Origin of the sequence: uncultured Abiotrophia sp., from assembly GCF_938010525.1 — a bacterium.
Taxonomy (GTDB): Bacteria; Bacillota; Bacilli; order Lactobacillales; family Aerococcaceae; genus Abiotrophia.
Genome location: NZ_CALLVK010000023.1, coordinates 38,609 through 58,116 on the forward strand (window position 1 = coordinate 38,609; position 19,508 = coordinate 58,116).

15 protein-coding genes and 1 other RNA gene are annotated in these 19,508 nt (G+C 46.4%); 14 read left to right on the plus strand and 2 right to left on the minus strand.

Annotation, left to right across the window (positions count from 1 at the left end):
• Positions 1-6: 6 nt before the first annotated feature.
• The 6 genes from ftsZ (at position 7) to brnQ (ending at position 7,606) form a co-directional block, all read left to right on the plus strand.
• Positions 7-1,290, plus strand: coding sequence for a cell division protein FtsZ (gene ftsZ / locus Q0339_RS07460; protein ID WP_298078191.1), 1,284 nt, complete (start codon positions 7-9; stop codon positions 1,288-1,290).
• A 113-nt stretch (positions 1,291-1,403) separates the two neighbouring features.
• Positions 1,404-1,658 carry a YggT family protein gene (locus tag Q0339_RS07465; RefSeq protein ID WP_298078193.1) on the plus strand — a complete coding sequence of 85 codons (255 nt, stop codon included), beginning with the start codon at positions 1,404-1,406 and terminating at the stop codon, positions 1,656-1,658.
• Between the two features lie 4 nt (positions 1,659-1,662).
• Complete coding sequence (locus tag Q0339_RS07470) at positions 1,663-2,445, plus strand: YlmH/Sll1252 family protein (RefSeq protein WP_298078194.1); 783 nt, start codon at positions 1,663-1,665, stop codon at positions 2,443-2,445.
• 31 nt (positions 2,446-2,476) lie between these two features.
• Positions 2,477-3,163 carry a DivIVA domain-containing protein gene (locus Q0339_RS07475; RefSeq protein ID WP_298078195.1) on the plus strand — a complete coding sequence of 229 codons (687 nt, stop codon included), beginning with the start codon at positions 2,477-2,479 and terminating at the stop codon, positions 3,161-3,163.
• 256 nt (positions 3,164-3,419) lie between these two features.
• Positions 3,420-6,203 carry an isoleucine--tRNA ligase gene (gene ileS, locus Q0339_RS07480; protein WP_298078196.1) on the plus strand — a complete coding sequence of 928 codons (2,784 nt, stop codon included), beginning with the start codon at positions 3,420-3,422 and terminating at the stop codon, positions 6,201-6,203.
• A gap of 65 nt (positions 6,204-6,268) precedes the next feature.
• Positions 6,269-7,606: a branched-chain amino acid transport system II carrier protein gene (gene brnQ, locus Q0339_RS07485; RefSeq protein ID WP_298078197.1), complete on the plus strand. Its 1,338-nt coding sequence runs from the start codon at positions 6,269-6,271 to the stop codon at positions 7,604-7,606.
• A gap of 78 nt (positions 7,607-7,684) precedes the next feature.
• Here the strand turns inward: brnQ and ssrS are convergent.
• Together ssrS and Q0339_RS07495 are read right to left on the minus strand one after the other, a co-directional pair.
• A non-coding RNA gene (ssrS, locus tag Q0339_RS07490) (6S RNA) lies at positions 7,685-7,874 on the minus strand.
• A gap of 47 nt (positions 7,875-7,921) precedes the next feature.
• Positions 7,922-9,196, minus strand: a complete 1,275-nt coding sequence (locus Q0339_RS07495) for a replication-associated recombination protein A (protein ID WP_298078198.1) — start codon at positions 9,194-9,196, stop codon at positions 7,922-7,924.
• Positions 9,197-9,347: 151 nt separating this feature from the next.
• Here Q0339_RS07495 and Q0339_RS07500 point away from each other — a divergent pair, with 151 nt between their 5' ends.
• From Q0339_RS07500 to Q0339_RS07535, 8 genes are all read left to right on the plus strand, one after another.
• Positions 9,348-10,508, plus strand: a complete 1,161-nt coding sequence (locus tag Q0339_RS07500) for a cysteine desulfurase family protein (protein WP_298078199.1) — start codon at positions 9,348-9,350, stop codon at positions 10,506-10,508.
• A gap of 19 nt (positions 10,509-10,527) precedes the next feature.
• Entirely contained in the window at positions 10,528-10,863 is a 336-nt protein-coding gene (locus Q0339_RS07505) for a cysteine desulfurase (protein WP_298078200.1), read from the plus strand.
• 121 nt (positions 10,864-10,984) lie between these two features.
• On the plus strand, positions 10,985-12,112 hold the full coding sequence (gene mnmA / locus Q0339_RS07510; protein WP_298078201.1) for a tRNA 2-thiouridine(34) synthase MnmA: 1,128 nt from the start codon (positions 10,985-10,987) through the stop codon (positions 12,110-12,112).
• Positions 12,105-12,521, plus strand: coding sequence for a GNAT family N-acetyltransferase (locus tag Q0339_RS07515; RefSeq protein WP_298078202.1), 417 nt, complete (start codon positions 12,105-12,107; stop codon positions 12,519-12,521). The genes mnmA and Q0339_RS07515 overlap by 8 nt, the downstream gene beginning before the upstream one ends.
• Positions 12,522-12,556: 35 nt before the next feature.
• Entirely contained in the window at positions 12,557-15,076 is a 2,520-nt protein-coding gene (locus tag Q0339_RS07520; RefSeq protein ID WP_298078204.1) for an ATP-dependent RecD-like DNA helicase, read from the plus strand.
• A 137-nt stretch (positions 15,077-15,213) separates the two neighbouring features.
• Complete coding sequence (locus Q0339_RS07525) at positions 15,214-15,816, plus strand: superoxide dismutase (protein WP_298078205.1); 603 nt, start codon at positions 15,214-15,216, stop codon at positions 15,814-15,816.
• 398 nt (positions 15,817-16,214) lie between these two features.
• The gene (locus Q0339_RS07530; RefSeq protein ID WP_298078206.1) at positions 16,215-18,644 is read left to right on the plus strand and encodes a hypothetical protein; all 2,430 of its coding nucleotides are present in this window, start codon (positions 16,215-16,217) and stop codon (positions 18,642-18,644) included.
• Positions 18,641-19,489: an ABC transporter ATP-binding protein gene (locus Q0339_RS07535; RefSeq protein WP_298078207.1), complete on the plus strand. Its 849-nt coding sequence runs from the start codon at positions 18,641-18,643 to the stop codon at positions 19,487-19,489. The genes Q0339_RS07530 and Q0339_RS07535 overlap by 4 nt, the downstream gene beginning before the upstream one ends.
• Positions 19,490-19,508: the final 19 nt, after the last annotated feature.

The window sequence follows — 19,508 nt, forward strand, 5'->3', positions numbered from 1 at the left end:
CGATTTATGGAATTAGCATTTGATTCAATTAACGGCCGTGACGGCGCCGTTATCAAAGTCATCGGGGTCGGTGGGGCCGGCGGCAATGCCGTTAACCGTATGATCGCTGAAGGCGTCCAAGGGGTAGAGTTCATCGTAGCCAATACAGATACTCAAGCCCTCAAAGGCTCACAAGCAGAAACTAAGATTCAATTAGGCCCTAAGGTAACCAAGGGCTTAGGGGCAGGTTCAGTCCCTGAAGTCGGTCTTAAGGCTGCTGAAGAAAGCGAAGAACAAATCCGTACAGTACTTGAAGGCGCAGATTTAGTCTTCGTAACAGCTGGTATGGGTGGGGGGACCGGTACTGGTGCTGCCCCAATCGTAGCTCGCATCGCCAAAGAATTAGGCGCCTTAACAGTGGGTGTTGTGACACGTCCTTTCACCTTCGAAGGTCCTAAACGTGGCCGTTATGCCGCTGAAGGTCTTAAGAACTTGAAGGAAAACGTGGACACCTTGGTGACCATCTCTAACAACCGTCTCTTAGAAATCGTTGACCGCAAGACACCAATGTTAGAAGCTTTCTCTGAAGCGGACAACGTTTTACGTCAAGGGGTACAAGGGATTTCTGACTTGATTACTGCGCCAGGTTACGTCAACTTGGACTTCGCTGACGTGAAGACAGTCATGAAAGATCAAGGGACTGCCCTCATGGGGATTGGGGTGGCTTCTGGTGAAAACCGTACAGCTGAGGCAACTAAGAAGGCTATTTCTTCTCCACTCTTGGAAGTTTCAATCGATGGGGCTGAACAAATCCTCTTAAACATTACCGGTGGTTCTGACTTAACCCTCTTTGAAGCTCAAGATGCCAGCGAAATCGTGGCGAACGCTTCAACTAGCGATGTTAACATCATCTTCGGTACATCTATCAATGAAAATCTTGGCGATGAGGTAGTAGTTACTGTTATCGCAACTGGGATTGACACCGAAAAGAATGCACCTAGCAAGATGGCTCAACGCCCAGCGCGCAACAATTACAATGCAGCGCCTGCAAGCAATGCGCCTGAACCAAGCCAACCAGCGGTGTCTGCAAGCAACGACATCGAATTAGTACCACGCGGTCGCGAGAGAGAACGTGACTTATTCAGCGACTGGGATATCCGTCGTGAACAAAGCACTCGTGAGTCTGCTCATGAAATGCCACAGCGGACTTTCCAACGTTCAAGTGACCTTAGCCGTAACCGCCAAGTTGATACAACGGAAGATAACGAACTTGATACACCACCTTTCTTCCGCAAACGCCACCGTGGCTAAGCTAAGTAACTAGTCGCCAGCATCATGGGCACGTAAGGCTACGCTTCTAGCAGCTAGCCAGCGTGCCCATGACTGTTATGGAAGAAAAAAATGAGTGAAGAGGTAGAGCTATTATGCTGATACAATTTATTTCTTGGGCCTTTACTGCTTACGAGACCCTCATTATTATCTGGGCCATCATGTCTTGGTTTCCTGATGCCCGTTACAGTGACTTAGGACGTTGGGTAGGTAGCCTAGTCGAGCCTTATGTTGAGCTTTTTGATCGCTTTATCCCGCCAGTAGGGGGCTTGAGCTTTTCCGTTATGGCGGCGCTGATGGTTCTCTACCTGGTTCAAAATTTCCTTATGCGATTGTTAGTTGGAGTGTAGTCCCATGAAAGAGGGTATATATCAACATTATCGTAAAGAGGAGCAGGCCTTTATTGACTATGTACTAGAACAGATGGCTTATGCGGCTAGTCGCTATTGTCCGGTGACTAGTTACTTTGTGACTCCGCGTGAAGCCCTGATTGCCCAGCAATTGGCTAATGGACAAGATGAAGTTCAATTAGCCTGCCAAGGTGGCTTGCCAGGCGCTGAACGTCAAAGACTGGTTTTTTATCCTCAGTATTATGATTTAGAAACTAGCGACTTCCAGATTCAAGCTCTGAAGATTCACTTTCCGCAGAAATTTGCCAATATACGACATGGTTCTATCCTAGGCTCTCTCCTAGGGGCTGGCTTAGAACGCAATCGAATTGGTGATATCATCACGGATGGTCAAGACTGGCAAGTGCTAGTGGATGCTAAGATTGCGCCCTATGTTTGTCAGAATGTGACTAAGATAGGAAATGTCGGAGTAAGGCTTGAGAATATAGCGCCTGATCAGGTTCTGACGCCACAAGTCCTCTGGGAAGATCAGATGGTCATTACCACGTCATTAAGGCTTGACACTATGCTGAGTAAAGTCTATAATTTTTCTAGACAGCGTGCAAAAGAAGCCGTCTTAGGGGGCTTGGTCAAGGTCAATTATTTAGAAATTAATCGACCGGATTTTGAGCTAGAGGCAGGCGACTTTGTCTCGCTTAGGAAGTTTGGGCGTTTTCAAATCGATGCCGAGGAAGGGCTAACCCGCAAGGACAATATTCGTCTTAAGGTTAAGGTTCTAGTCGTCTAAGGAAGAAAGCAAGAGCAAAGGAGTGTGTGACATGCCAATTACACCAAACGATATTTTAACCAAAGAATTTAATCGCGAATTTAGAGGCTATGCAAAAGAAGAAGTCAATGAATTTCTAGATGAAGTGGTTGTAGACTATGAACGGTCTTTAGACCAAGTGGCTGGCCTTAAACGTAAGTTGGCGGAAGCTGAAGAGAAAATCAAGAATTTCGAGAAATTACAAGAATCCTTGAATAGCTCAATCTTGATTGCTAACGAAGCGGCTGAACGCCTCAAACAAAATGCGCGTAAGGAAGCAGAACTCATTATTTATGAGGCAGAACGTGAGTCTGATCGTATTATTGCTAATGCACATGATACTGTCAACCACTTGGCTAATGAAGTGGAACTCTTACGTCATAATGGACGCAACCTTCAGTTCGAAATGCAACGCATGTTGACTCAACAACTAGATTTAATCAAGTCTCAAACCTTTGAACAGGAAATTGCTTTTGCAACACCTGCTACTGAAGATAGCCAGGCTGAAGAACGTAGTTCTGAGCGTGTGGCTGCCTTAGAACAAGAGGTAGAGACCCAAGTCACTTCAGATGTGGAAGAATTTGTCCATGAAACTCAAGGTAACTCAGAAGCTAAGGTAACACCTGATAAGGATGACCAAGCTTCTGTTGAAAGTATCTTGGGCCAAACCATTAAAATTGAATTACCAGAAATGATGTAAGACCACTATCTTCACTACACATCCCCAGCGATCTAGGAAGGGTGTAAGCCTAGAGTTCCCTGTAGAGTCGATAATCAGCTTGCTTATAATGCCCGGTGAACTTAAGTAGCCGGTGCCGCTTAAAGAGCGTTATCATGTAAGAGAATTTGTATGATTACAAATAAAATTGGGTGGTACCACGTTGCGACGTCCCGTTCCGGGGCGTCTTTTTATATTTTTTTGTAGTTAATACTGTCAAGAAAGGAATAATGTCAATATGAAACTAAAAGAGACCCTCAACCTTGGTCAAACCAATTTCGCCATGCGGGCAAATTTACCAACTAAAGAAGTCGTCCTACAAAAAGAGTGGGAAGATGCGAATATCTATCAACAAATCCAAGCTAAGAATGCTGACAAGCCGACTTATGTGCTCCACGATGGGCCTCCCTATGCCAACGGTAAAATCCACATAGGTCACGCCCTCAACAAGATTAGTAAGGATATTATCATTCGCTCTAAATCCATGTCTGGCTTCCGGTCGCCTTATGTACCAGGTTGGGACACACATGGTCTGCCAATCGAATCTGCCTTGACCAAGCAAGAAGGGGTTGACCGCAAGTCCATGTCTGTGGTCGAATTCCGCAAGCTCTGTCAAGAATATGCCCTACGGCAAGTAGAAGGCCAAAAGGCTGACTTCAAACGCTTAGGTGTGACAGGTGAATGGGACAATCCTTACTTGACTCTAGCTCCTGAATACGAAGCGGCACAAATTCGCATTTTCGGCCAAATGGCGGCAAAAGGCTACATCTACAAGGGCTTGAAGCCAATCTATTGGTCACCATCCAGTGAATCGTCCTTAGCGGAAGCCGAAGTTGAATATGCAGACGTAACCTCTCCTTCTATCTATGTGGCTTTCAAGGTCAAAGACGGCAAAGGCATGGTACCAGAAAAAGCTGAGTTCGTAATCTGGACCACCACGCCTTGGACTTTACCAGCTAACTTAGGGATTTCAGTGAGCCCTGTGGCTAGCTATGTCCAAGTCAAGGTTGGGGACCGTCATTTCATTGTAGCCCAAGACTTGCTGGAGTCCTTAGCTCAAACCCTTAACTGGGAAGATTACCAAGTAGAGGCGCACTATCAAGGGAAGGACTTTGATAGGCTCACTGCTTGGCATCCTTTCTATGAACGAGAGTCCCTACTCATGGTGGGAGATCACGTAACTTTAGATGCCGGGACTGGTTTGGTACATACTGCTCCTGGTCACGGGGAAGACGACTACCATGTTGGTAAAGCCTATGGTTTAGATATTCTGTCCCCATTGGATAACCAAGGTCACTATACTCATGAAGCTCCTGGCCTTGAAGGTGTCTTCTATGCAAAAGGTAACAAACTAGTAGTGGAATTACTCAAGGAAAAGGGTGCCCTGCTGTCTTACTCTGAATTTGTCCACAGCTACCCGCATGACTGGCGGACTAAAAAACCTGTTATTTATCGCGCGACACCTCAATGGTTTGCTTCTATTGATAAATTCCGTGAAGAATTGCTTGAAGCAATTGAAACACAAGTTAAATGGTACCACCCATCAGGCCAGCCACGTATCTACAACATGATTCGTGACCGAGGTGACTGGGTCATCTCTCGTCAACGGGCATGGGGTGTACCACTTCCTATCTTCTATGCTGAAAATGGGGAAGCTATCTTAACAGCTGAAACCATTGAGCATGTGGCAACTTTATTTGAAACACACGGTTCTAATGTCTGGTTTGAACGTGAGGCTAAGGATCTCTTGCCTGAAGGCTTCACGCATCCTAGCAGTCCAAATGGTAAATTCACCAAGGAAACTGACATCATGGACGTATGGTTCGACTCTGGGACCTCTTATGCAGGGGTTTTAGAAGCCAGAGATTATCTGACTTTCCCAGCAGATCTCTACTTGGAAGGGTCTGACCAATACCGTGGTTGGTTCAACTCAAGCTTTACCACTTCTGTTGCTGCTAAGGGCGTGCCACCTTATAAGGCAGTATTGTCTCAAGGCTTCGTCTTAGACGGTAAAGGTAACAAGATGAGTAAGTCATTAGGTAACGTTATTGTGCCGGAAGAAGTCATGAATGAACTTGGGGCTGACATTATCCGCCTTTGGGTTCTCAGTGTCGACTCAGAATCAGATGTACGGATTTCTAAGGACATCCTCAAGCAAATTGCTGAAGCTTACCGTAAAATCCGGAATACTATTCGCTTTATGTTAAGCCATGTCTCAGACTTTGACCCAAGCAAGGATAGTGTAGCATTTGAAGACTTACGTCCTGTTGACCAATACATGACGGCTAAGTTCAAGCTTTTTGTTAACGACCTTCTAAGTGCTTATGATAAGTTTGAATTTGCTAGCATCTATAAGAAGGTGATCAACTTCATGACGGTTGACTTGTCTGCCTTCTACTTAGACTTCGCTAAGGACGTACTCTATATCGAAGCGCCAGATAGCTTACCTCGTCGTCAAATGCAAACCGTCATCTACGGCATCTTGCGTGACCTCTTGCCACTCTTAACTCCAGTCCTCTTGCATACCATGGAAGAAGCCTGGAAGGAATTACCTGGGGTTGAAGGCTTTGTTCAGTTAGCAGAATTCCCTCAAGCAGTCGATGGGACCGCTTATCAAGCCCTGGTGGATCAGTGGAAACTCTTCTTCCATGTCCAACAAGGGGTTCAAAAAGCCTTAGAGGAAGCGAAAAATGCTGAACAAGACCCAATCAAGAAATCTTTTGAAGCAGCAGTGACCCTCTATGTCAATGAAGAACAAGCCAAGGCTTTGAAGGCCTTGAGTCAAGACTTAGATCAATTACTCATTGTCTCTCATCTAGACTTAGTGACCACACCGGCACCAGATCACGCCTTAGTCTTAGACGATTATGCAGTTTCTGTTAGCCGCGCTCAAGGGCATGTCTGTGAACGATGCCGGGCAGTTCGTCCGGAAGTGGGCACCATTGAGGAAGCACCAACTCTCTGCCACCGTTGCCACCAGATTATCAAAACGCATTACCCTGCTTACTTTGAAGCAGAATAATAATATAGTAAGTAAAAGCAACATTCCTTTCGGATGTTGCTTTTGCTTGAAATGGAGCATGATAAATGAACAAAAAACTTCAGTCTAAAGATGCCCTTTATTTAGGTTCCATGCTGTTTGGGATGTTATTTGGGGCAGGGAACCTTATTTTCCCAGTTCACTTAGGACAAGAAAGTGGCGCTCAGGTAGGGCCAGCTGTGGTCGGACTCTTGATTTCAGCTATCGGCTTGCCTTTCCTGACCATTCTCGCTATGGGGATGTCTAAGAGTAAGAGTGTAACCGAACTAGCCAGTCGTGTCGGCAAAAAGTTCAGTGTGATTTTTACGGTTTTGCTCTATCTGGTAATTGGCCCTTTATTTGCGGTGCCACGCTTGGCAAGTACATCTTATACTATTGGGGTAGCCCCCTTTATCGAATCGAGTCACCAAGGACAAGGACTTCTAATCTATTCCCTCATCTTCTTCCTAGTAGCGGGCTTTCTGTCCTTGAATCCGGGCAAGATTTTGGATTATATTGGCAAAATTCTTAATCCTGCCTTTTTACTGGTTTTAGGGCTACTTTTGACCCTGACAGTTCTCAATCCGATGGGGCAAGCTGGGCAAATGATGGCCCAGGGGCGCTATGCTCAACAAGCAATGGCGACAGGCTTTCTGGAGGGTTATCAGACCCTGGATGTGCTAGCGGCCTTGGCCTTTGGGATTGTCATGATTCAAGCTATGAATCGTTTAGGGATTCAGGAGCCAGGTGAACTGGCTAGCGGTATGGTCAAATCCGGCGCCATTAGTATCGTCTTAATGGGTCTAATTTATGGGCTCTTGGCCTATGCTGGTGCGACTTCCTTGGGTCAGTTTTCCATGAGTGCCAATGGTGGGATTGCACTAGCTCAGATTGCTAATCATTATCTCGGTTCAGCAGGCAGTATCCTTTTGGCCTTAATTGTAATTCTAGCCTGCCTTAAGACAGGGGTAGGGCTCCTGACGGCTTTTTCAGAGGCAATGGTGGACCTATTCCCTAGTCTGGATTACAAGCATTATTTACTAGCGGTTAGCCTCTTGGCTACCCTTATCGCTAATGCCGGTTTGACTCAGATTATTGCTTGGGCCGTTCCGGTGCTCATGTTTCTCTATCCTCTGGCCATTGTCCTAGTCATGGTCACCTTACTGTGCCGAGGTCGGGCAATCGACAGCCTTTACTACCAATGGGCTATGGCACTGACAGGCATAGTGGCGCTAATCGATGGAATTCAAGCCATGCCTGAGCTTGCTTGGCTACTACCATTGAAAGCATTAGCTTCAACATTCGCTACTTATTTGCCCCTGAGTGGCCAGAGCCTAGGCTGGATTGTACCTAGTTTCTTGGGTTTGGCTATTGCGCATTGGCAAGTGAGACGAAAAGTATCATAAAAATATGATTGAAAGAGCTTGGGGCTTGCCCCAAGCTCTTTTTCTATATAAAAAAGAGGGTAGGAACCCTAGTTCCTACCCAAATCCGTTAGTGCCGTTTGGTCATATAGATGTTTTGAACCCGCAATCTAAGCAGGTGGGCACCTAACGCCTAACCGCTGACTACCAAGTGAAAAGGCCTGTCATAAGTCAGTCGAGTTGGTTCCCTATATCTAAAGAAAAATGTTCGGTCAACACAGTGTATATGTCACGTACACCACAGATTTTCTATACTTTTATTATAGCACGACTTGTTAAATTTGCAAGTAAGCGCTCTTATTTTTTGAGGATTTCTTTAACTTTTTGGTAGTAGTGCGCCAAGGCTTCTTCATACTTACCGCTAGGGTCTGGCTGGAAGAACTGGTGATGAGCTAATTCCTTAGGCAAGTATTCTTGTGCCACGATATGTCCAGTATAGTCGTGGGGATAGCGGTAGTCAAGTCCTCGGCCCAACTTGTCAGCGCCTTGATAGTGACTGTCTCGCAAATGGTCTGGGACTGGGGCGACTTGTCCTTGGTCAACTGCAGCCATGGCAGATTTGATAGCGCGATAGCTGGTGTTAGATTTTGGACTCAAGGCTAGGTCAATGACCGCAAAACCTAAGGGAATGCTGGCTTCTGGCAGACCTAGCTTTTCAGCGGCTTGAATGGCCGCAACCGTTCTTTGCGTGGCAGCTGGGTGGCCCAGACCAATATCCTCATAGGCAATCACTAGCAGGCGACGGCAGGCAACCGTCAGCTCGCCGGCAGTCAGTAATATGGCTAGGTAATAAAGGGCAGCGTCGACATCACTGCCGCGGATGGATTTTTGTAGGGCGGAGATGACGTCGTAGTGGGCGTCACCATTCTTATCATGTTGAAGTCGGCGACGTCGCAAGCAATCACTGGCCACTGCCATGTCGATAATAATTTGCCCATTTTGGTCCGGTTCAGTTGAGAGGACTGCCAGCTCTAAGGCGTTAAGGCTGGTCCGAATATCACCGCCCGAAACTTGGGCAAAATGTTCCAGAACGCCATCCTGGACTTGTACAGGGTACTTACCGAGCCCACGTTCTTGATCGGCTAAGGCCCGAGTCAAGCCAAGGCAAACCTGCTCAGGACTGAGGGGTTTGAGTTCAAAAATTTGCACCCGACTTCTAATGGCGGGGTTGATGGCAATATAAGGGTTCTCGGTAGTCGCTCCAATCAGAATGATCCGACCACTCTCCAGATGCGGTAGTAGAAAATCCTGTTTGGTGGTGTTTAATCGGTGAATTTCATCCAAGAGTAAGATGAGGGTGCCGGAAAATTTGGCTTCTTCTACTACCTGTTCCAGTTCTTTCTTACCATCGGTGGCCGCATTGAGGGTTCGGAAGGCATAACGAGTTGAACCTGCAATAGCGCTGGCAATGGAAGTTTTGCCGATGCCGGGCGGTCCGTATAGAATCATGGAAGTCAGGCGCTTGGCTTGCACCATGCGGTGGATAATCTTACCAGGGCCAACAAGGTGCTCTTGGCCAAGAATATCTTCCAGTTGACGAGGGCGCATGCGATAGGCGAGTGGTTGAAGCATGAGAGGCCTCCTTTCAATCAATTATCTGCCTATTCATCATACCGCAAAAGGCCTGAGGAGACAAATCTTCTGACTAAACTTATGGATAGGCGAAAGGCTAGGAGTGTGCTATAATAAGAAGGAAAGTCTAGTCTGAGAGGAGGGGGCCAAGATGGCGATTTATCTTGATTATGCAGCGACAACACCTGTTCGTCCGGAAGTTGTCCAAGCTATCACAAGCTCCTTATCCCAACTTTATGGGAATCCCTCTAGCACTTATCAATTGGGCAAGTCTGCCAAGTATGCGCTCAATCAGGCCCGCGAGGCCATTGCTCAGGATTTGGGCCTAGCTTCAGCTTCTTGCCTCTACTTTACGTCAGGGGCGACGGAAGCCAATAACTGGGCTATCTGGTCTCAGGCTCAAAGTGCCCTTGCAGCGGGTAAAGCTCCTCACTTGGTGGCTTTGGCCGTAGAACATCCCTCTGTGGACTTAGCGCTCAAGCGATTAGAGGAGCAGGGCTGGACCATTTCCTGGATCCAACCTCAAGATGGGGGCAGTGACCAAGACCTGATTGACCAATTTCTAGCGGCTAGTCAGGAAGATACCAGTGGCTGGGTGGCCATGGCGGTCAACAATGAAGTAGGCGCCATTTATCCTATCCCTGCTTTGGCACAAGAAGCTCGTCAGCGTGGTTATTTTTTCCATGTTGATTTGGTTCAAGGGATTACCAAACTGCCTTGGCAACTAGACCAGATAGCTACCTCTTGGAGCCTATCAGGCCATAAACTAGGTGGGCCTAAGGGGGTTGGTTTACTCTACTTCCAAGCATGGCAGGATCAACTAGGCCTGCAACCTTACTTGGTAGGGGGCGGTCAGGAAGCTGGCATGAGGGCAGGGACGGAGAATTTAGCCTATATTCAGGGATTGGCTAAAGCCATCCAGCTGTCACTAGCAGAAGCGGAGCAGCGACAAGCGCATTTGGCAAACTTGGAAGCTTACTTCTTGGAGGAGCTAACTCGAGCAGGGATTGACTATCAAGTCAACCGACCACAGGCTCATCATTTGCCAGGCTTCCTTAATCTCTGGCTCAAAGGCCTCAAGGCTAGTCAGGTCCTAATCCATTTAGATTTGGCTCAGATTTATGTTTCGGCTGGGTCAGCCTGTTCGGCAGGTAGTCTAGAACCTAGTCGTGTCCTTAAGGGTTACTATCCTGACCAGGAAGACCGTCAGCGTGAAAGTATTCGTCTGACCATGGGTTTGGACTTAACGCAAGCAGACTTAGACCAAGTGGTCAAACAACTTGGCCTCTTAAAAGCAAGACAACAAAAGTAAACAAGAAAGGCGATGAATTATGGCATTCACCAAACAAGCAACCTTAAAAGGTTTTAACCGTACCTTCGAAATCAACCCAGCCTGCAAACCTTATACTTTGCGGGACAATGGCTTTACCGAGTCAACTGGCGGTAACTTCCAATACAAACGTCCTTTAGATAGCCACCACCGTGATGGTTTGGTGCTCAAGGTCTTGGTGAACAAGGACTTGAAGACTCTCAAAATCTCAACCGTTAATAACAAGGGTTTAACTGCTGTCGATGTGACCAAGTTAGCTCATAATGAAATGGTTGTGGAGAAGATTAACTTTATCTTTGACGGCTTTGTTGAGCGTAATGTTTTAATTGAAGTCTAGCCTAAGTGGGGAGAACGAGAGAGTGCTTTCGTTCTCTTCTTCTGTTATCAATTAAGCACATATGTCAGGATGCTCTGCCTTCCACGGAGTTATCCATAGAGAGAAAGAAAGGAAAAGAACAATGTCAACAAATGGAAAACGTGTCGTTTTGGGTATGAGCGGAGGCGTAGATTCTTCTGTCGCTGCCTTGCTACTCAAGGAGCAGGGCTATGAAGTCATCGGCCTCTTCATGAAAAACTGGGACGATACTGACGAAAATGGTCACTGTACAGCGACTGAAGACTACCAAGACGTAGTCAAAGTCGCGGAGAAAATTGGAATTCCCTATTATTCTGTTAACTTCGAGAAAGAATATTGGGACCGGGTCTTTGAATATTTCTTACGCGAATATCGGGCGGGGCGTACGCCTAACCCAGATGTGATGTGTAACAAGGAAGTCAAATTCAAGGCCTTCCTAGATTATGCTATGGAATTAGGGGCAGACTATATTGCCATGGGGCACTATGCTCGTTCGGAGCGAGATGAAAATGGAGTAGTCCACCTCTTGCGTGGCCTGGATAATAATAAGGACCAAACCTATTTCCTTAGCCAACTATCCCAAGCCCAACTCCAGAAGGCGCTCTTCCCTTTGGGCCATTTGCAGAAGTCTGAAGTTCGTGCCTTAGCAGAAGAGGCCGGCTTGGCGACTGCCAAGAAGAAGGATTCAACCGGTGTCTGCTTCATTGGAGAACGGGATTTCAATGAATTTCTTTCCAACTACCTACCCAATAAACCGGGTAAAATGGTGACCCTAGATGGCCAAGTCAAGGGCGAGCACATGGGGCTTATGTACTATACCATTGGACAACGCCAAGGCTTAGGGATTGGTGGCGGTGGCACTAGCAATGAACCTTGGTTTGTCATTGGTAAGGATCAGACGACGCAAACTCTCTATGTAGGTCAGGGCTTCCATCATCCAAATCTCTATTCAGACTATCTGACGGCCAGTGAAGTATCCTTTACAGCGCCTAATTTGTCGGATGTGCCAGAAGAATTCCGATGCACGGCTAAGTTCCGCTACCGTCAACAAGATATTGGAGTGACGGTTAAACTTAGCCAAGATAAGACTCAGGCGACTGTTATTTTTGATGAACCAGTTCGGGCCATAACACCTGGTCAGGCAGTGGTCTTCTATGATGGCCAAGAGTGTCTGGGTGGCGGGCTGATTGATGCGGCCTACAAAGAGGGGGTGCAACGCCAATATGTCTAAGGAGCAACTTCGTTGGACTGAGGCTATTCCGACTGTCCAAGACTATCTAGATTTGCGGATTGCTACAGGCTTGGGGGCTAAACCCCCTCAAGAAGTGGCTGAACGTGCGCTAGCTAATTCCCTCTATATGATTTGTGCCTACCAGGGACAGCGGCTCGTTTGTTTTGCCCGGATTGCTGGGGACGGTGCCTTATCTTATATGATCAATTCGGTCATGGTGGCGCCTGAATTCCAAGGTCAAGGTCTGGGTAAGGCCCTGATGCAAGCTGTCACTGACTGGCTCATAGCGAATGCGGATTCGTCTGCTTATGTTTGCTTGATGGCTAAGGAACCAGCCGACCGACTCTATCAGCAGTTTGGTTTTCAAGTTATTCCAGGCAATATTGGGATGCGCTGGCTTAAGCCCTAAGTCTCATTACCTAGCCTTAAGAAAGGAGGCCGCTTATGGCTGAGCAAATACGTTTGATTGGCGAAGTTGAATCGGTCTTCTTCGAAAACCCACAGAATCTTTATAAGGTGCTAAGGGTTAAGGTGCTAGAGACGGACAACGACCTAATAAGCGAGGACCATGTTACTTGTACGGGTCAATTTGCATCCTTGCATCTCGATACGGCCTATGAATTCTATGGCCAAGTAACCGTGCATCCGCGTTATGGCGAGCAATTTGCGGTTAGTCGCTACCAACAAGTAGCGCCAACTTCTGAAGCGGGACTAGTAGACTTTCTTTCTAGTGCCCGCTTCACTGGGATTGGTAAAACTCTAGCCCAAAGGATTGTGGATCAGCTGGGATTGGAAGCCATTGATTTAATCTTGCAAGATCCTGACTGCCTCAAATCGGTCAAAGGCCTAACACCAGACAAACGCCAAGTGCTAGCCCAAACCTTGCGTCAACACCAGGGAACTGAACGCATCTTCTTGCAGCTAACAGAGTGGGGCTTTGGACCTAAGCTAGCGGATAAAATTTATCAGACCTTCAAGGATCAAACGCTGGCTACGATTGAGAATAATCCCTACGCCCTAGTGGCCAAGGTAGAAGGGGTTGGCTTCAATAAGGCCGATGCCCTGGCTGAACAACTTGGTATTGAGGCTGACGCTGTCACGCGTTTGGTGGCGGGGCTCTATACGGCCGTATCCGAAGTTTGCTTGCGGTCCGGAGATACCTATGTCCAGCGACCACGTTTGTTGGCGCTTGCTACCAAGATTCTAGAACGTAGTCGGTCTTATCTGATTGAGGAAGAGCGCCTAGCAGAAGCCTTGGACTTGGCTATCTTGGAAGGGACGCTCTATTCCTTGGACCAAGGCATTATGTTGCCAAGTCTCTATCACGCGGAAATGGGAATCGTCCGACGTATCAGTGACTTCTTCCAGTATGAAGAAGTGGAGACTTTCAGCAAGACAGAAATTGAAGACAAGCTGGATCAAGTAGCCCGCGAGACGGGAATCGACTATGATGAAACTCAACGCCAGGCCATGATCCTAGCCTTGCAATCGCCACTTTCAGTGATTACGGGTGGGCCAGGTACGGGGAAGACAACCTTGATACGTGGAATTTTGACGCTTCACCGGCTCTTGCATGGCTATCCTCAGGGCGATGTGACCAATCCTTATCAGACTGGCCCCGTCTTGTTAGCTGCACCAACGGGGCGAGCAGCCAAACGTATGCAGGAAATGACCGATATTCCGGCTTCCACCATCCACCGGCTGATTGGGTTTAATCGTGAGACCACAGTGGAGGGCTTTGATCCGACGCCACTGGAAGGTCAGCTACTGGTAGTGGATGAAATGTCCATGGTGGATACCTGGTTGATGAATTGGCTCTGGATGGCCATTGGCTACCGAATTCAAGTCATTCTGGTAGGGGATAAGCATCAGTTGCCTTCGGTCGGGCCAGGTAAAGTCTTTTCAGACTTGATTGAGTCTGGGGTAATTCCCACCATCAGTTTGACTAAGATTTATCGCCAAGCCCAAGATAGTTCCATCATTCAACTAGCCCATCAGATTCGCCAGGGACGCCTACCGCAGAACCTTATGGAAAGACAGCCTGACCGTTCCTTTATCCCATGTAAGACCCAGCAGGTAGCCCAAGTGGTGGAACAGGTGGTAGGCCACGCCTTGACTAGGGGCTTTGATGCCAATACCTTGCAAGTTCTGGCGCCAATGTACAAGGGGCCTGCCGGCATTACCGCCCTCAACCAACTCTTGCAAGGACTCTTCAATCCACCTAGCCGCAAGAAACCTCAACTAGAGTATTTTGACCAAATTTTTCGTCTGGGGGACAAGGTGCTTCAGTTGGTGAACAATGCGGAGGAAGGCGTCTATAATGGGGACATCGGGAAAATTGTCGGTGTTTTCTCAGCCCAGGCGTCTAACAGTGGGAGCGAAGAGGTCGTGGTGGCCTTTGATGATGATAAGGAACTGACCTATCGACGGTCAGATTTCGATCAGTTGACTCTGGCCTACTGTTGTTCAGTCCACAAATCCCAGGGGAGTGAGTATCCGCTAGTTATTCTGCCTCTGGTCGATGCCTACTATCGCATGTTACGTCAGGACTTGCTATACACAGCAGTCACGCGAGCGCAGGCGAGTTTAGTTTTGGTGGGGGACCCGGATGCTTATGTCCAAGCGGTTAGTCAGGATCGTGATCAACGCCGTACCAACCTGAAGGACCTACTACAAGTTAAATTAGCTGGGCTGACGCAGGGAGAGAAGGTAGAGCAAGAACTAGTGTCAGGAGAGAGCCAAGTTTTAGGCCTCGATGCTGGAAAAGTTGAAGTTAGTGCAACAAATCAGCCCTTGCCTCAAGCTAGTCCTGCGGCAAGTATTTCGGTTGCGGTGCAATCAAGAGACTTGGCACCTAAGCAGCAAGAGTCCTTCCGCTTAAGTCAGGATTTGATAGAACAAATTGATCCCATGATTGGCATGGAGGGCATCAGCCCTTACGACTTTGAGAGTCAGACTTGCTAAAGTCCTTTATTCTTAGCGAATAAGGGGCTTTTTTCATGTTTTGAGTTTGTGAAATAAACGCTACCAAGTGCAAAATAATTGTCTATTCTACTGAGCATGATATAATCTAGGTATACTATATCCGAGGAGGAATGACCATGTCATTTACATTACCAGCCTTGCCTTACGCCTATGATGCGCTTGAACCAGCTTTTGACGCGCGCACCATGGAAATTCACCACACCAAACACCACCAAACCTACGTTAACAACTTGAATGCAGCTTTAGAAGGCCATGCTGACTTGGCAGCTAAGTCTATTGAAGACTTAGTCGCTAACCTTAAGGATTTGCCTGAAAGCATCCAAACAGCGGTCCGTAACAATGGTGGGGGTCACTTCAACCACAGCTTCTTCTGGGAAAGCCTACAAGCACCAAGTTCAGAAGCAGCTATTCCTGCTGGGCTTAAGTCTCGCTTAGAAGCAGACTTTGGTTCTGTTGAAGCCTTCAAAGAAGCTTTCGCTAAGGCAGCTGCGACTCGCTTTGGTTCTGGTTGGGCTTGGCTTGTAGACCGTGACGGTCACTTAGAAGTCCTATCTACTGCTAACCAAGACACACCATTAGAATTGGGGCTTAAGCCACTTTTAGGTTTAGATGTGTGGGAACATGCTTACTACCTCCACTATCAAAACCGTCGTCCAGACTATATCCAAGCCTTTTTCTCAGTAGTTAACTGGGATAAGGTAGCATCACGTTTGGGCTAATATTGGACTAGCGCATAGAGAAGCTGAGACTTAGGTCTCAGCTTTTTTGTATTTAAGAGATCACTTGATAGTGATGGTCGTTGTTAAAGTAAAGGTGACTAGGAAAAGTATTTAACCTATTTTATAGAAAACTGTAGATTAGCCTATAAGAATTTAAGTGTGCAATAGATTTAGAGACTGGATTAAGGAGAATAAGTAGAGGTATTCAAAGATAGAAGCATTTAGGGTATAAGCTATTCTAATAAATACTTCAATTACGAACATTGGCTTAACAAACAATAGATTTTATTCAAGTGGGATAAAATTATCTTGAAAGTAAGCGGGAAATCGGATACAATCCAACTAATATTTAATGTTTTTTTAATCTATACCTATTTTAGCCTTGAGGAGGTCGCAAAATGTTCAAACTAGAGTTTAGGCACTTTTTAAAGAATCATCGCTTTGTCTACTTACTCTTAATCTTGCCACTTGTTACCATGCTAGGGCTAGGACTATATCGTGGACAGGTTAGTCATGACCTAAGGCATCAAGAGCGACAACAGGCTAATCGTTTGGCTTCAGATTTGAACTGGTCCATCTCCAACATGCAAAGGCAGGGGGTATCAGAGGAAAATCCACTTTTAGTTAGCTTGAAGGAAGCAGAAAAGACACGTTTTGATTACAGTGTGGCGGCCTATTATGAAGAATGGGATCGAGTGAACCAGGACAAGCTCTCTATATGGCGAACCCTATTAGCTCTCAATAATCAGGGTAAGGAGTTATTGAGTATCTCGCGTCAACAGATAGAAGCAGAATTACCTGTTATCGAATGGCAAGTCAATTACCAAATCGGTCGCTTGGATGTCAAGACAACGCGAGAATCCAGTTATCTAATGACACAACTCTCTCCTTATTTATTGGGAATTCCACTGCTTTTGTTGTTCTCCTATTTGGTAGGGCTACCACTCCTAAGAGATTTCTTCTCTAATCAGCAGGCTTTTCTCAAAACTTTACCTATACCTTATAGTCGCTTGCTAAGCCGACGCTTAGGTGTATTCTTGTGCCTGGGACTAGGCTATGGTTTGTCGATGGCAGTTGGGTGGGCTATCTATCATGTTCTTTTTGACCAACTTCCCCTTACGGCTTTACTTCATTATCCTATGGCACCTAGTTGGCCCCTGTGGCAGGGGATCTTGGCTCTCTATCTATTCTGGTTAGGGCTGGTAATTCTTTTCTGGCTTATTTTGCTACTTATTAATCGATGGGTACAAGAGCTTTTATTAGTTTGGCTAGGTCTAGGTGTATCGGTTACTTTATTAGCTGAGTTTAGTCGCCTTTTTGACTTTTATCCTTTTTATTCTATTTTTAGTTACTGGGATATTAATGGTTTTGTTTCACACCAGTCAAGCCTAGAATTTTTCTATACAGTGGTGATTCTTTTCGGTCTCTTACTTGGTGTCTGGCGGGTGATAGTAACCCTATCCTATGCAGTACTTAAACGTGGTCGAGCGCGTCGCCGTTACGACTTGTCTTCTAGCCGTTTCCAAACAAGTTTTGAATGGCTGAAGCTATTAAGAGGTCACCTTTGGTTTCAAATTTGCTTGTGTATCTTGGCCTTTTTCCTCTATTATGGTGTTTCACAGGGGATTCAGTACCATCAATTACAAGCAGCTAACATTGCGCAAAAATCTGAGTTTCTTAAGATTAATCTGAGTGATTATCGTCAGGCCTATCCAACGGAAGAACTCTATCAGGCAGCGCTAGCAAGTTTTCAACGCCAAGAAGCTCTTGTTGAGGAACTTAAACAAGGGAAAACCAAGTTAGCCACGGAAATGGAGTACGATGAACTGAAAGAGGATGTTGACTTCCTACAAGGCAAAGGTGATAGAACTTTATTGCCAATCCGTGACTGGATTTTTATGCCGAATGCTTACATCAATTATCAGTTAGCCGAGTGGAAACGAAATTATGGGATTGATTTTCAGCTGCCTGGTGGTCCATATTGGACGCTCTATATTCCAAATTATGAGCAATCACCAAGAAGTGGTGAGGACCAGCCACCACTTTCGATTGATATTGCGGTCTTTGAAGCCTATCTAGCGCGTGTCAGCAAGCCTATGAAATCTTATACTGCACTAGGAATAGTCGGTAACTTGTTTGAAGAGCGTCTCTATTTAGGGCTCTGGGTTATTTTGGTAATCTTCCTAGTAGCGCCTACTGTGCTAGATAAAGAAACCGGGCGCTGGCGATTCCAGGCAACCTTGCCTCTAGCAAGGAAGCATCTCCTTAAGTTGCGTCGACGCTTAAGCCTTCAACAGGTGTTTCTACTAATGCTAGGGTCAGTTATCTTGCTTGCCTTGACTGGTAGTTTAATAGCAGGTTTAGGCCATATTCAGTTACCTCAGGTCAGATATTTAGTAGATGGCCAACAGTGGGGTGGTTTGATTGGTCAGCGCTTGCGTGTGCCAAGTACTCATCAATTTTTTGAGATAATGCCTAGCTGGTATTACTATCTAGAGGCTTTCGCGCTGTTTGTTGCAGTTACTTACTTTATTAATAGCCTTTGCCATTTTGTTGCTAGATGGGTTAAGTCGACTGCAATCTATATTAGTTTAGTCGCTGGAATCTTAGGTATTGGTTATGGGGCAACTCTCTTATTGCCGAGTCTGGCACAGGCCATGAGTCCCTTCCGTTATTTGGATTTAGCCCCGGTATTGGACGGACGCCTCTCTGTTTCTTTAGGTCAAGGTCTTTTGACTCATTGGACTGGCCTAGTAGTCTGTGGTCTTGCAGGCTTGTTTTTGAATATGTGCTTGCCTTGTACTCTGAAAGGACGTGACCGTATATGATTGAAGTGAAAAATCTGAGCCTTGCCTATGGCAGTAAAGCGATTTTGAAGCAAGTAAATTTTCAAATTGAGGCCGGGGAAGTAGTAGGCTTAGTGGGACCTAATGGTGCAGGTAAAACGACTTTACTGTCAGCCTTAACGGGCTTATTGCCATATTCGGAGGGACAAGTAAAGGTTGCTGGGCTTTACATGCCAGCAGGTAAAGAACTTTATCGTAAGATTGGGTTCATGCAAGATAATAGTGTTCTCTATCCACAGCTAACGGGCTACGATCACCTTCAGTATATAGCCTTAGCCCAGGGATTCTCCAAAGAGAGCATTATTGAAACGGCTGAAAGAGTAGGAATGATAGGGTATTTAGATCAAGCGGTGGGGACTTATTCCTTGGGAATGAAACAACACTTGCTCTTTGCTTGTGCTATGCTCCACCGGCCACAAGTACTTTTTCTGGATGAACCTTACAATGGTTTAGATCCTACTAGCCTGATTCGGATTCGAGAGTTAGTGATGCAACTTAATCGCGAAGAGGGGATGACGGTATTGATTTCTTCGCATAATCTTGACGAAATCGACCGAATGACTCGTCGAATTCTATTTGTTAAAGAAGGCCAAATTATTGAACGCACTTTGGCCCAAAGTGAAACGAGTGACTATGTGGTAACTGTTCAAGAAAAGTTAGCCGATGATTGGATTCGTCGCTTATCGGATCATAGCTTTCTTGTATCTGCCTCTCAACTGAGCCAAGCTTTAGGTGGTTTGGAAGGAGCGGGATTGACTCTGATAGGAGTGGAGCCTCGCCAGTTTGGCAGTGAACAGGTCTACCGTGAACTTTTCGAAGTGAACTGATGATAAAAAGGCAAGCAAG

Coding starts and splice junctions, on each gene's coding strand:
- Q0339_RS07535 (WP_298078207.1), top strand. CDS start 18,641: ATGATTGAAGTGAAAAATCTGAGCCTTGCCTATGGCAGTAAAGCGATT.
- mnmA (WP_298078201.1), top strand. CDS start 10,985: ATGTCAACAAATGGAAAACGTGTCGTTTTGGGTATGAGCGGAGGCGTA.
- Q0339_RS07465 (WP_298078193.1), top strand. CDS start 1,404: ATGCTGATACAATTTATTTCTTGGGCCTTTACTGCTTACGAGACCCTC.
- Q0339_RS07515 (WP_298078202.1), top strand. CDS start 12,105: ATGTCTAAGGAGCAACTTCGTTGGACTGAGGCTATTCCGACTGTCCAA.
- Q0339_RS07475 (WP_298078195.1), top strand. CDS start 2,477: ATGCCAATTACACCAAACGATATTTTAACCAAAGAATTTAATCGCGAA.
- Q0339_RS07470 (WP_298078194.1), top strand. CDS start 1,663: ATGAAAGAGGGTATATATCAACATTATCGTAAAGAGGAGCAGGCCTTT.
- Q0339_RS07500 (WP_298078199.1), top strand. CDS start 9,348: ATGGCGATTTATCTTGATTATGCAGCGACAACACCTGTTCGTCCGGAA.
- Q0339_RS07495 (WP_298078198.1), bottom strand. CDS start 9,196: ATGCTTCAACCACTCGCCTATCGCATGCGCCCTCGTCAACTGGAAGAT.
- ileS (WP_298078196.1), top strand. CDS start 3,420: ATGAAACTAAAAGAGACCCTCAACCTTGGTCAAACCAATTTCGCCATG.
- Q0339_RS07525 (WP_298078205.1), top strand. CDS start 15,214: ATGTCATTTACATTACCAGCCTTGCCTTACGCCTATGATGCGCTTGAA.
- brnQ (WP_298078197.1), top strand. CDS start 6,269: ATGAACAAAAAACTTCAGTCTAAAGATGCCCTTTATTTAGGTTCCATG.
- Q0339_RS07530 (WP_298078206.1), top strand. CDS start 16,215: ATGTTCAAACTAGAGTTTAGGCACTTTTTAAAGAATCATCGCTTTGTC.
- Q0339_RS07505 (WP_298078200.1), top strand. CDS start 10,528: ATGGCATTCACCAAACAAGCAACCTTAAAAGGTTTTAACCGTACCTTC.
- Q0339_RS07520 (WP_298078204.1), top strand. CDS start 12,557: ATGGCTGAGCAAATACGTTTGATTGGCGAAGTTGAATCGGTCTTCTTC.
- ftsZ (WP_298078191.1), top strand. CDS start 7: ATGGAATTAGCATTTGATTCAATTAACGGCCGTGACGGCGCCGTTATC.